Annotated in this window: 8 protein-coding genes and 1 pseudogene; 8 read left to right on the top strand and 1 reads right to left on the bottom strand. The window is 36.7% G+C overall.

Annotated features, from left to right (window positions below):
• Positions 1–244: 244 nt before the first annotated feature.
• Positions 245–466, top strand: a pseudogene (locus tag DSM106972_RS41635) (Uma2 family endonuclease); the annotation flags it as partial.
• Positions 467–551: 85 nt separating this feature from the next.
• On the opposite strand, the gene DSM106972_RS41630 reads toward DSM106972_RS41635, so the two are convergent.
• A complete protein-coding gene (locus tag DSM106972_RS41630; RefSeq protein ID WP_127086212.1) occupies positions 552–1,439 on the bottom strand; it encodes a peptidoglycan-binding domain-containing protein in 888 nt (295 codons plus the stop codon).
• 687 nt (positions 1,440–2,126) lie between these two features.
• On the opposite strand from DSM106972_RS41630, the gene DSM106972_RS41625 reads away from it, so the two are divergent.
• The 7 genes from DSM106972_RS41625 (at position 2,127) to DSM106972_RS41595 (ending at position 14,319) form a co-directional block, all read left to right on the top strand.
• On the top strand, positions 2,127–4,151 hold the full coding sequence (locus DSM106972_RS41625; protein WP_127086211.1) for a S8 family serine peptidase: 2,025 nt from the start codon (positions 2,127–2,129) through the stop codon (positions 4,149–4,151).
• Positions 4,152–4,651: 500 nt separating this feature from the next.
• Complete coding sequence (locus DSM106972_RS41620; protein WP_127086210.1) at positions 4,652–6,268, top strand: calcium-binding protein; 1,617 nt, start codon at positions 4,652–4,654, stop codon at positions 6,266–6,268.
• Between the two features lie 605 nt (positions 6,269–6,873).
• Positions 6,874–8,292, top strand: coding sequence for a hypothetical protein (locus DSM106972_RS41615; protein ID WP_127086209.1), 1,419 nt, complete (start codon positions 6,874–6,876; stop codon positions 8,290–8,292).
• An 81-nt stretch (positions 8,293–8,373) separates the two neighbouring features.
• Positions 8,374–9,729: a DUF1822 family protein gene (locus DSM106972_RS41610; RefSeq protein ID WP_127086208.1), complete on the top strand. Its 1,356-nt coding sequence runs from the start codon at positions 8,374–8,376 to the stop codon at positions 9,727–9,729.
• 13 nt (positions 9,730–9,742) lie between these two features.
• Positions 9,743–12,223, top strand: coding sequence for a CHASE2 domain-containing protein (locus DSM106972_RS41605; protein WP_127086207.1), 2,481 nt, complete (start codon positions 9,743–9,745; stop codon positions 12,221–12,223).
• Between the two features lie 44 nt (positions 12,224–12,267).
• A complete protein-coding gene (locus DSM106972_RS41600) occupies positions 12,268–13,047 on the top strand; it encodes a DUF928 domain-containing protein (RefSeq protein ID WP_127086206.1) in 780 nt (259 codons plus the stop codon).
• A 138-nt stretch (positions 13,048–13,185) separates the two neighbouring features.
• Positions 13,186–14,319, top strand: a complete 1,134-nt coding sequence (locus DSM106972_RS41595) for a phosphotransferase (RefSeq protein ID WP_127086216.1) — start codon at positions 13,186–13,188, stop codon at positions 14,317–14,319.
• The last annotated feature ends 14 nt before the right edge of the window (positions 14,320–14,333 follow it).

The following is a 14,333-nucleotide window of genomic DNA, read 5'->3' as shown; positions in this document are numbered from 1 at the left end:
TAGTCGTATTTGAAGAAACTCTGCGCTCCCACTTGACCGCTATTCCTTGCCCAAAGCCAATTTAAGATGCGTTTGCCCTGGTAAAAGTAGGATTACGCCCTAGTCGTAAACAAAATTTACGATTGGAATATGAACCAAATTCCTCAATAATCCATAATTATGGACATGGTGGTTCTGGTGTAACATTATCTTGGGGATGTGCAATTGAAGTAGCTTCCCTAGCAAAAAGAAAATATCATTAGTCGTTGAAGAATATGCATTTCTAGGTATCCAAGAGTACTGGATTATAGATTTTTTAGGTCTAGGAGGTTTACAATTTATTGGTAAGCCAAAACAACCTACCTTTACCGTTTGTCAGTTAGTGGGCGATACATACCAGCAACAACAATATCGTTTAGGTCAAAATATAACTTCCTCACTTTTCCCAAATATAAAACTCAAACTTGATGATATAATGCCACGTTAAATAATATAGTTATGATGCTTTTCGCATGTCAATACCTATTTCAAAATTCGATTCACAGTAAGGTGGGCACTGCCCACCATACATTTTAACTATTGTTTCTTCTAATTAATTGGGCATCGAATCCCTTACCGCGCAAAAAATCAGCGCGTCTTCTTGCATTTTGTTGGTTAGGAAACTGACCTGCATTTATGTAAGGACCATCGTCTGTATTGTAAACAAAGGCGCCTGATATATAATCTTTTACGTCTGCCAAAGTAAATCTATCTTTAACTGGTATTACAACAACAAAAACTGTTTCAGCTTTACACGAAAGTTTTAATGCTTCCCAAGTGCGCGCGTTTACAGTACCAGTTGCTGGTAAGTCTTGCTGCTGTTGATAGCGAATTAACGCTTGTTTAGTAGCTTGCCCAAAGTAATTTGAAGGACGAATTTTCAGGTAACCTAAGTCATATAAACGCTGCTGTAGCTCTCGTACATCTTCACCTTCTGCACCTGGTTGTAATGTAGGTCTATTGCAACGCTGCGAAGTTCTTGGTGTTGTATTTGGTTTTCTCTCAATAGCGTCCCAAGTTTGAGCGTCTACTACTCCAGTAGGGAAAATATCTGAATCTTGCTGAAACCTCTTTACTGCATTTTCTGTGTCGGCGCCGAAATTGCCTGTTATATTTTGTCTATAATACCCCCATTCCCGCAACCGAAGCTGTAAATATTCTACTTCTAAACCTTTATTATTACGACGTAAAGTTGAATATTGACGATTATTTCTGCGTTGCTTTGTTGCTGCACTTTGTTGAGTAATATTTATTTCTGTCCCTGCTGAGTGTGCAAACGCTTTAATTGCGACTGTATTAAAAAGTGTTAAGGTTATGCCAAAAGATAATAAACCGACTCCAGCCAAACTGGGCAGCTTTTTCCAAATTTTCATTTTTTTCTGAGAAGTTAAGGCAGCGCGCTCCGAAACTACTGATTTCATATTATTCTCTAGTTTTATGGTTATGACGCACGTGGTTATAAATAACTTCACTCTCACTTGCGGTTATTACGGAAAAGTCGCCAAATTTTGACAAAATGTAGCAGATTGGCAACGGATGTTGGAACGGATGTAACGGATGATTTATTGTAATAAAACATTTGGTAGGTTTGCTCCGGCAGCAGGATGAGAGTAGGGTGCGCTCTGCGCCATTACAATCTTTAGTGAAACGAAAAATTAAACTGCTTTCGCGCACCTTACCGCAGGCGCCTATTTACTTTTTTGACCACAGTAAGTAACAAGAAGAAAACCTTACCACAGGCGCCACATTAACCATTAGCCGTCTCCCCTAACTCAAATCTTGCACTTCTACGTATGAATCACTAGTTTATAATAAGCAAGTTTTGAAGTTCACTTTTTTACAAGTCCATTTTAATGGACTTAAGCTATTAGCCTATAGCTTTCAGCTATCGGCGAGTATGAGCGTAGTTATAGATTTGGCAATTAATGTTACTAATAACTAATAACTCTTCCCTCTGTGTCCTCTACGTCTCTGTGGTAAAAAAGATACATTACTATACAATAAAAATGACTATATAATCAAATATCGTTTTTTACGTTTTCTTACAAACATTACGGCGCCAAAAAGTAAGTAATAAAATTTATACGTCAAGCAGAAATGAGGTGAGTATGGCAAAAATTACTATCAATGGCATTTCCATAGACCCAGAAGCGCAGAGCAATGCGATGGGATATGCCAATCTTATCAGTCCAGATAGTTCCACCTCCAACTATATAATAATCCAAGCAACCCAACCCTTGACTCGCGAGCAAAAAAGTCAACTGGCTGATATCGGCGCCTCCATTCTTGAGTATGTACCAGAAAACGCTTATATTTGTTGTTACGAACCTGCTGATTTAGATGCGATTCGGAATTTACCATTTGTACAATGGGCAAACATATATTTAGAAGGTTTTAAAGTTGCACCCGCATTACGTCCTGGAACTGTTGACCCTAGAAGAACAAATTTACTTGAACTTGGCGAGTTAGATAAAACAATATCACGGCAACCCAAGGAAGTTGATATTGTATTCCATAATAATGTTGAAATTAATGACGACCTAAAAAGGCGCCTTGCGACTGCTGCGAGAATTAATATTGATGACTTACAATTTGCGCGCAACTCAATTAGGCTTTCGGTACAAGCACAGTATATAGAAGATTTGGCACAAATAGATGAGGTACGACATATTGAAGAACACGTAGCACCACAACTATATAATAATGCAGCGAATTCAGTAATAAATGCAGATAAAACCCACGACATCGCCAAGTTTGAAGGTGAAGGTCAAATTGTCGCAGTTGCTGATAGTGGTTTTGATAAAGGTTCTACCGAGGATGTTCATCCTGCTTTTACAGGTAGGGTACTCAAGCTTTATGCATTGGGGAAAGCAATAGCTTCTGACCCTGATGGACATGGGACTCACGTTACTGGTTCGGTGTTAGGTGATGGTTTTTCGGAAAGTATGGGTGGCGCCATTAGAGGAACGGCACCCAAAGCCAAGCTTGTTTTACAATCTCTTTTAGACCCCAGAGGAGGTTTAGGAGGTATACCCGAAGATTTAAATGATTTATTTAAAGTCCCTTACGAAAACGATGGCGCCCGTGTTCATACTAATTCTTGGGGCGCCCCGACTGCAGGTAGATACAATATTAATTGCCAAGAAGTAGACCAATTTGTCTGGGAACATCGAGACATGGTAATTTGTTTTGCCGCAGGTAACGATGGTCGTGATAGAGATGTAAACGGTGTTATTGACAATGGCTCTATTGCCTCACCTGGCGCCGCCAAAAATTGTATAACAGTTGGTGCTACAGAAAATAACAGACCTGAGCTATCAAAACCATATAGTACTCTTGGTCGCTATCGTGCTGAACCGATAGCTTCAGATGGTTGGTGTGATAACCCCGAAGGAATGGCAGCTTTTAGTAGTCGAGGTCCAACTCAAGGCGACCGTATTAAACCTGATATTGTGGCGCCTGGTACTGTAATTTTATCTACTGCTTCACGAGAAGCAAATATAAAACCATTTTACGGCACATCTACAGACCCCCTTTATGCATTTTTATCGGGTACTAGCATGGCAACTCCGTTAGTTGCGGGTTGTGCTGCGGTGGTTAGAGAGTATTTTCTAAAGAAAGAAAATTATAATTCTCCGAGTGGTGCTTTAGTTAAAGCCATGCTTATTAACGGCGCCAAAGATATCTCAGGTCAATATGTCCCCTCAGAAGCAGGAGAAATTCCTAACTTTGCCGAAGGTTTTGGTAGAGTTGACTTAGCTGCAACAGTGGCGCCACGAGGTGAGAACGAGCGAGTTATTTTTAAAGATGAAGGTACTGCTCTTGATACAAGTGAAGAGGAAAAAATTGAAGTTGAGATTAAAGATACTGACTCGCTGCTCAAAGTAACATTAGTATGGGTTGACTATCCAGGAGAAGCACTTCAAAACGACTTAGATTTAATTGTCAAAACATCTGATGGACAAGAACGACATGGAAATATGGCGCCGACATCTACAGAATTTGATAGGTATAATAATGTTGAACAGGTTATTTGGAATGATATACCCGCATCCACAGTAGAGGTAATAGTCCGCGCGTATCGCATTACTCAACCTCAATCTTATGCGTTAGTTGTGCGAGTAGCCGAGTAATAGTAGAGACGTAGAGACGTTACATGTAACGTCTCTAAATTATGGGTCATCAAAATCATAAATAAGTTACAATCCATATAACAGTATTTTCGTACAAACAATCTACTTCATATAATATTTAACTATATTACTTTATACTTTTCTAAACCACACTCAAGTGTAAAGTTAATATGATTTTAGACTTATTATCATTTTTCTCTTTGGAAATAATCTATCTAAGCGATATACTGGTATAGTGCTAAATCTAACATGTCAGGAGTAATTATTGGCAACGGATGGTGAACAGATGTAACGAATGGTTAATTTTTAACGACTAGATTTTGTTTATAATTAATAAATTATCTGCGTTTATATCCGTTACAAATCAACACCCTAAATTTAATGACATAGACCAATACGCTTATAAAATACATCTCGAAAAATGCACTTATAATATTTATAACATGAATTTGCTAATTAGCATTTTTATGAAAATTTAGAAATAACAATGGATAAAAATTATGCCAGACCTAACTGCAAAAGAAGTTACTAATTTATATTTGTATGGAACAACAACAACTTCTAAAAATCTTGTGAATGATAGCCTAATTCGACCATTAACATTACCAAAAGTAACTTCTGTTAATGTTGATAAAAAAGATTTTATGGCTGGTGCAGGAAGGTTTGCTGTAGGAGCTACGTTTGAACTTGTACAAAAATTTTTTAATCCAGGGTCGTCTACCCCGTTAGTCCCCGCTGGAAGTTACACCAAACAAGAGGTAGCTAATAAGTTAAAGGTAAGTAACTTAAACTGGGATATGAGGCAAACTGATTATCAAGACAGTTTTGATGATTATGCACAGCGGGTTTATGTCTACAACTCCCAGTCATTTCAAATTTCTGATAATGCAAAATTTATTGTTGAAGCAAACGGTGCAAAGAGAATAGAGAACTTTGCCGTTGAATTTCAGAAGGGTCGTCAGGAAAATTTTGATTTTATTGGAGGAGGTGCAATTGCAGGTGCAGGTAATCCATATCTTGAAGCGCGCGTTGACCCATCCCGTATTGGTAGAACAGTAAATATCAACTTTGTTGGCTCACTTCCAACGACAACATATAATAAGCAGTCATTTGATAATGACCGTGTAAAAATGTCAACTTGGAAAGGTCTTAATTCTATTAAATTACTTTTGGACATGGGTGCTTTATCAGATCAACTGTTTAACAATGGTAGTACAAAATTTCTCGAAGGTAATAAGCCAATTTTATATGGCACAGTAGGCGCCGACACCATTTCTGCAGCATCATTTTTTAACAAGCTGAATGAAAAATACACAGCTTATCCATTTAACTATTTATCAACAAAGGCTACCTTAATAGAATATAAGAATAATGGTGTTGTTATTATTGGCGGTGATGGAGCAGACAAGCTGACTGGAAGTTCCAAAGATGATAAGTTCGATGGTGGTAAAGGCAACGATATTCTTGATGGAGGAGGTAGTAACGGAGATATAGCCGTCTATTCTGGTAACTACAACGATTATAAACTTACTCTTTCCAAGACAGACTTAAAGACAGTTACTATTGCCCATATTGGTGGCACAAAAAGAGATGGAACAGACACCCTAACTAATATTGAGTTTGCTCAGTTTAAAGATAAAAAAGTCTCTCTCAAAGAACTAAATACGGCGCCTGTTACAGCAATAAGAAGCATAGAGCTTACACAAAGCAATAATGAAATTCTTGGCACATCAGGTTATGACGAACTTACAGGTAGTTCAAAAGGCGAGCGCATTATAGGTTTACAAGGTGCAGATAAGCTGACTGGTAAAGGTGGCAATGACCAATTTGTATACACAAGCATTCGTGACAAAGGTGACACCATTACAGACTTCGAGGTTGGCAAAGATACAATTGTATTTACACAATTACTCGATAGCTTGGTACGTGGTGGTTACACTGGAACTAATGCCTTTACCGATGGCTACGTTAGAGTTGTAGAGGGTAGCATCAGCAATAACTTCAAAGTCGAAATTGATGCAGATGGTTTCACAGGTAGAGATATCTTCCAACCTTTCATTACGGTAAACGTTGCCAGTGGTGGCGCCTTAAATAATCCCAACAACTTTGTTTTTTAATGTCAATTAAACAATATAACCATACTTTCGTACAAACAGTCTACTTTATGTAAAATTTAACTATTTTCTGTAAAAATAACCTCAGATAATTTTTAATACATTAACATCGACTTTTGTCAATATCCCCTTAACCTTTTTTAGATGCGTTTGCCCTGGGTAATACACCGTTTGGCGCCAGCACAGTATCCTACGAGGGAAGGGGGGTTTTAAAGCCTCTCTCCGTTGCGGGGGGAGGTTTGGAGAGGGGTCTTTTCTGTTTTCCGGAGATGTCTAGTGCAGGCAACCGCTGCTCGATTAAAAATAGTACAGGCAAGGTGACGAATGCGATTGCTCTCGCAGGGAGTAGCTACCGCCATCGAACTCCGTTAAACTGTATATATTTCCGGTGTTAAAAGGAGGTATGCCAAAACTTCAAATCCATTTTCGATGGTTTTTTAATTGTTCGCGTGGCGTTTCTGACGAAGAATCGTAGTAATTTGGCGCCATCGCGAAGTATATTAACAAAGCTGCATACCCCCCGATGCCTTAAGAGTTAAGAAGCAATGACAGCAATATAGAGATATGGGGAGATAAGCCAAAAACAATAATTGTAAACAAATTGGGAAATGAACAAGCTAAAATACTACACTCTCATCCTGCCCAGTAACGATGACAAACGCAAATGCAAAGAAATTGAGATAGCAAAGATATTTTTTAACGAAACTTTTGCTAATTCTTTTGATATTAATTCCGAATCGGATATTTTTATTCAAAAGCAATTACTGGAATTATCTCATAATAACTCCAGTGGTTCTAGTTTAATTGCCCAGCGTTGTTTACTCTGTTTTATTTCTTGGCAGATTGAACAAACTTGTTTATCATTAGAGCAACAATTTGGTGATTTTCACGGGTTTAAAAGTCGTGATTTATTAGGTTATGTTCTTGATGATGATGGCAGTTTGGAGCCATCAAAAGGTTATAAATGCTTGGCTAGAGAAATCTTAGAAAATTTCGATCCAGATAAAAGTAGTCTCGTTACTTGGACAAATCGGAAAGTCAAACAGCACAGAGAACTGAATAAATATTTATTGGAGCGCGGATTATATTTGATGAGTGATTGGGCAATTCTCAATGATACTAAAATTAAGCAATTACCAAAAATTTTAGGCTCATTTCATTCTTTAACAAATATAGAAATAAAGCAAGCCCAGCAACTTTTGGAGGCATATCACAAAATTTATCGTACCGAACGATTATGCCAACGTACCGATTACAAAATTTTAGGTAAGTGCAATCCACCCAGAACCGAGCAATTACAGGCAATGATTAAAATTTTACAAACACAAGCAATTGATAATTTATCTAATGGTTTATCGACCAAGGTAGTTATGCAAAAATTACAAAATCTAGCCGAGCGATTGCGCGAGTATCGGCTTCATGTGAGAAATGCTTCTTTTAAAACGATATCCTTAGATGCGGAATTGTATAAAAATTCTACTTTTGTTGATCGAGTTCCTGATACTAATTCAAACAATATAATTAATCCAACAGAAGACGTTTATGAGATAAATGAGTTTTTAAAAACGTATCGTTCTCAAATGATAAGTTGCCTCGATAGTGCTTTGCATACCGTAATTGCATATCGTTCTGAAAAACTACAAAAAAAAGATACAGAAAAAGTACAGCAATTTTTAACAGCATTACAATTATTTCACTGTCAGAGATTATCGATGGGTAATATAGCCAAGCAATTAAATTTACGCGCTCAAGATGCCGTTGCCCGCTTATTAAAGCTCAAGGAGTTTCGTGCAGATGTCCGTCAGGAAACCTTAGTAAAATTACAAGTTAGAGTAATCGAGTTGGCACAAAAGTATTCAACTCCTACAAACCTATTAAATTTAGAATTAACAATTGCAGAATTACTGGACGAACAAATTGGCAACGTCATTTACCAAGCCGAAGTAGAAGCGGCAAGTATGCAAAATAATTGTGCAGTTAGTTTTTTTTCTCAAAGACTTTGCCAACAATTAGATACTAAAAACTAGGCGAGCATTTGCGCTCAAATCATAAAACCAAGAAACCGTGATTATATAATAGACATCTCCAAAATCATGCAGATTTTACCAATGCCTTTTGAATTTGAACGTTTATCTACAGAAGCTCTGAGTATCGAGATTGAAGATATTGAGTGGGCAATACAATTAAGCCAGCAAATACCAGACAATTCCCGTCAATGGCAAACATATTTGAATGCTTTGGGATTATTAACTTTAAAAAAATGGTTGGAAGAACGAGATAATCATCTTACGGTTAATTGGCAAGAATCAACGATTGCTAAACCCGAATTAATGAACGTATTTCCCATCATAAGTAATTTACAAGTCGGTCAATTCAAACTTTGTTTAATTACTCTTGATAGTGTATTTGACGAGGAAGTATCTCTATCACGATTTGTCGTAGATATACCCGAATTTGTTCCTCATTTTTATGTACTTTTAGAAGTTGCAGAGGAACAAGAAGCTGGGATTGTTCGAGGAGTAATGAATTATCAGCAGTTAAAGGAAAATATTTCCAATTCGTCTTCTAGCTCATCTGATATAGGGGGTAGATCGGATTGGACGTATCAAATCCCCTTAGATTGGTTTGAAGCAGAACCCAATAATTTATTACTATATTTACGTGTTCTAAAACCAGAGGCAATTTTGTTACCTGCGCTAACTGTTGATCGCAAGCAAGAATTAGCTGCAATGGCAAGTGAGTTAGCGAGATTCTTACCCCAGTTACAACCACCAGAAACCGAACTTTGGCAAGTTTTAAATTGGCAACAAGGAAGTGCTGTTGTAACTTCTCCAGATTTGTTGAAATGGGTATATCAATTACAAACGAATAATTTAGATAATGCTAATTTAGAAACCAATAGTTCGAGAGAAAAAAAATTACAAACATATTTAGCCGACCTCATCAAATTAGTTACCCAACCGGCAATAAATTTAGGACGTTGGCTGTGGGGAGAATTAGATGAACTAGGGGAAGCATTATCATGGGAATTAATTGGTTTATCACCAGCCAGTGAATTTCGCAGTCCGACCGCAGAATTTGCAGCTATTAAATCGCAATTACACACTCAAGGCGTAGAAATTCCTAACACAGCTAGGTGCGGACATCATAATTTTAATTTGGCAGGAAATTTATTGAGGATATATGCCGTAGCTTGGAATTCTTCAACAGAAAGTGAACCAAATAGCTGGAGCTTATTCTTAATATTGGGCGCCCCTGCACCAAATACTCTACCGAATAATTTGATATTTAGACTTAGCGATAAAACCGGAATTTTGAGCGAACAGCAGGTAAATTCTCAACAGGTAAATTCTTACTTATTTACTGCTGTATCTGGTACTTGGGATGAAAAGTTTATTGTTAGTGTGAATATAGCGGATGGAGTTGAGGTAACATTACCAACCTTTGCATTTGATATTAGATAAGTGGGTCATTATCATGAGTAAATTTTACTTGCAAGTTCAACGAGTTGAAAACAAGTGTTTATTTCAACTCACATGGAATAATAATCAAAAAATAACCGCCGAACTTATCTATCCCGAACATATTATTGCTAACTACAAAATATGGCAGCGTATCTATCATAATTTTTACAGCCAAGAATCACGGGGAAAGATTATTAATATTGGTGTTGTGGCGCCTCCTCCTGTGGATTGGCAAGCCGAATTAGTGCAAGCCGAAGCAAAGCTATTATATGAGTTTCATCAATGGTTACGCAGCAAGGAATTATATGATATTCGCTCAATTTTAACTGTCAATAATATTAATAGTAAAGGTACAAACAATCAAGATAAAAGCATCTTAAAAAGTAGTTATATAGATATTTTTATTAGTTGTAATATTCTCGAATTAACACGCTTACCTTGGGAAACATGGGAGATTAGTTCTCAGTTTTTGGCAAACAAACTACGTATAGTTCGTCAACCGATTAATATTCAACAAAGTGTCAAACTAGTCAAACGAACTCCAGGTAAGGTAAGAGTATTGGCTATTTTTGGCGACGATAGCGGATTAAATTTCGAGAAAGAGAAACAAGCAATTTTATCATTACAAAAACTTATTAAAGTCGATTTAATTTCTTCACAAGGAGAAACAGATATAGATAAACTCAAATACGAAATAGTTGAAAAACTCAAAAATAGCCAGGGATGGGATATTTTATTCTTTGCTGGTCACAGTCGGGAAACGGACTTAACGGGAGGACAAATATCAATCGCACCCAATGCCACAATTATGCTAAGTGAAATTGAACAACCTTTATCTGTAGCAATTCAAAATGGATTGCAGTTTGCTTTGTTCAACTCCTGTGATGGCTTAAGCATCGCCAATAAATTAGTTGAATTGGGTTTGAGTCAAGTTGCAATTATGCGTGAACCCATACACAATCGGGTTGCCGAAGAAATTTTTGTCCAGCTTTTAAATAATGTCTCTCAATATCAAGATGTCCATCAAGCATTATTAGCAGCTTGCGATTATCTCAAAATAGAGAAAAATCTCACCTATCCCAGTTCTTATTTAATTCCTTCCTTATTTCGTCATCCCGATGCATCTTTATTTCATCTCGAACCCTTTGGATTTAAACAATATTTAAAAAAACTAACACCAACACTTTTAGAAACGGTCACAATTTCAGCCTTAGCATTAATTAGTTTACAACTTCCCGTACAAACCTGGCTATTAGAAAAACGAGTTTTAATGCAAGCAATATATCGCAATTTAACTAACCAAGTCGATACAAAAAGCACTTCTCCTCTACTTCTATTACAAATAGATAACGAGTCAATTAAAAAAGCTGGAATTTTAAATCCAAGACCGATTGACCGTAAATATATGGCGCAGATTGTCGATAAATTAGTAGAATTAAAAGCATCTGTTGTCGGTATAGATTATCTATTAGATCGACCAGATTTTAAAAACGATTTTCTTTTAAACAAGTCGCTCCAAGCAGGATTAAAGGACTCATATGAACCGATACGTTTTGTATTCATTACAACTCGCGACACTCAAGGCAAATGGTTAAACGTTCATCCCAAAATTGCTAGTCTCAACTGGAGTATGGAAGGAGAAATGGAACTTTTGCCTGGGTGGTATATGCAACTATTACCTATTAATAAATTTAGCTCCAACCCCAGACCTTTTGCTGCTGTTTTGGCGACTTCTCAACAGTTACGTAAATTTCCCAACTCACCTCAACCACAGTTAACAAGTAAACAAGATTTGTGGCGACAAATCAATAATTATATTAATCGTGCAAGTAATAGTAAAAAAAATTCATCGGAGCGAACCCAACTGCAACCAATAACAGCTTTTAGTTACAACCTCCAGCAAATGTGGTTGCATCCAATAGTAGACTTTTCCATTCTCCCAAAGCAAGTTTATCAAACTATCTCTACATGGGAATTACTGGATAATCCAACTAAAAACAACTTACCGCAGAAATTACAACAGCGAATCGCGATAATTGCACCAGGAGGATACGAAGAAGCGGGAACGGGAAATGATAGTGAGGATAATTTCGAGCTACCAGCAGCGATGAGTTATTGGCTCAACCAAGAGAACCCCAATAATAATCGTGTCGTCCTTACGGGTGGCGAAGTTCACGCTTACATGACCCATCACTACCTTAATAACAGAATAGTTGTACCAATTCCCGATTTGTGGGTGATTGCTTTAGCGGTATTACTAGGTAAATTGACTTCCGAGTATCTTAGTCATAAATATATCCTAAATAATCCGGAACAAAAACGTAAATTATTGATTCTATTAAATATGAGTTCTATAGCTTATGCATTAATTAGTTTACAACTCTACATATCATCAACGGCAATTATCTTACCTTGGTTATTGCCAACAATAACTTTTTACTTCTACATTCTAAGTGCTGTTCGTAAGTCAAGACATATATTCATCAATAACTAATAAGCAATGAAGCTGGTCACACAAATACTAGATTTATCAATAACATGAACAAAAATATATTAATATTGCGAACTTCCACATTATCAGTTACAAGATTTATTCCTTTATTTATTGGTTTATCCTTTTTCTTCACTCCTCAAACAGTAACAGCCCAAATCACTCCCACCATACAAGGCTTTTGGAATAAAATTTTTAAACCAGCGCGCGACCCTCAACCTCCAATCAAACCCCGTAAAGGTGGTTCCCGTCCCAAACAATCAATATGTCTTATTTCCCCAGATGTCCCTTCTCAAACGAGAATTATTTGGAATACAAAACCCCTATTTATTTGGCACAATGGAGAATTCCAACTCAGTCGAGGAAATCAGCCAATCAGACAAGTTAAGAAAATAGCAGTGGCAACTTTGGATAGTAAACTAGATAGGCAAACGAATAGCCAAAGAAATAATCAAAAGTATTTAAGCACTCAAATTGTCGCTGGTAAGCAAAGCATAACTTATCAAGGTGAACCCTTGAAACCTGGTCAAACTTATACTTGGTTAGTCTTTTTAACTCAAGAAGCTACTGCTCCTACAATGTTTGTCAACTTTAAAATAATGGAAGCAAACCAGCGAGATCGCATTACTATAGAATTAAAACGTTTGGAACAATTGCAGAGACAGAAAGGAGCGAATCCCGAAACTATAGCTTTGGAAAAAACTAAATATTTTGCGGATAAGGGTTTGTGGTCTGATGCATTACAGGAAGCATATTCTGTTCTTAAACCTTCTTCCGAATTAGCCCAGCTACGTCAAGATTTACCAAAACAATTATGCTATCAATAAGAAATGTTTAACCATCTTGTGGGATGGATTGAATGTGAGAACATAAAAGTTTCAATTATGCCTAATCAATAATTGCATAATTACGGAGAATTCTCTAATTTTTTTGTAGAATAGAGAGCAATATTGCAGTAACTTATGATGACATTTCTAATAAACGAGCAGAATGTTTGCGATTATTTAGTCAAACATTGCAATCAGCTAGAGCGCCCTCTAAGTAAAGTAAAACCACTAGCGGCTAAAAATTTTAACTTACTAGTTACTTTTTTAGATGACGAAAAATTTCTTGTTAAACAGGAACGTCATAACCAGGAAGGAAAAGCACATGGAGAATTTTTAGGAGAGTGGAAAATTCAAGAATTCTTACTAAATTTTTCTTCAGTCAATCATCTTTGTCCATTTCTCCCAGAGATATTATATTTTGATAGAGCCAATTCAATTCTTGTCTTTAAATATTTAGATCAATATCGAGATTTGATGGACTTTTATACAAAAGAGCAGACTTTTCATAGTAAAATTGCAGCAACGATTGGTACCCTTTTAGCATCTATTCATGGTGAGACTTTCAATTGCAAAGAATATCAAGATTTTTTCTCTGATAAGCCAGATAATCTCAAAATTGACATGGTGAAAGATTTACAACAAAGTTTGGAAAGAATTAGCCCAGAAATCTTTGGAATAGTACCAGGTGATGGGTTGAAATTTTTTGCTTTGTATCAAAGATATGACAGTTTAGGGCAAGCAATAGCGGAGGTCGCGAATTCCTTTACTGCTTCTTGTCTTGTCCACAATGACTTAAAACTCAATAATATCCTGGTGCATAATAACTGGGAAGAAACTACAGACTCTAGTGTGCGATTAATAGATTGGGAGCGTTCAGCTTGGGGAGATCCAGCTTTTGATTTAGGTACTATCATCGCTAGCTATATACAAATTTGGTTAGGTAGCTTAGTTATTAGCAAATCTTTGAGCATTGATGAATCTCTAGGTTTAGCGATAACCCCCTTAGACAAAATTCAACCTTCAATTTTGATATTAATCCAATCCTATCTAAAAAAATTCCCAGAAATTATAGAACACCGACCAGATTTCTTAAAGCGAACAATTCAATTTGCAGGGTTTGCCTTAGTTCAACAAATTCAAGCTATGATTCAATACCAAAAATCCTTTGGTAATACCGGTATTGTCATGCTTCAGGTGGCGAAAAGCTTGTTGTGTCGTCCTTACGAATCAATGCCTACTATTTTTGGCGCCAATACTTTAAACACTCTATAAATCCACAATTGACA

The sequence above is a fragment of the Dulcicalothrix desertica PCC 7102 genome, from assembly GCF_003991905.1.
Lineage (GTDB): Bacteria > Cyanobacteriota > Cyanobacteriia > Cyanobacteriales > Nostocaceae > Dulcicalothrix > Dulcicalothrix desertica.
Note: the sequence above shows the minus strand (reverse complement) of the source record. Positions and strands in the feature narration are given on the sequence as shown.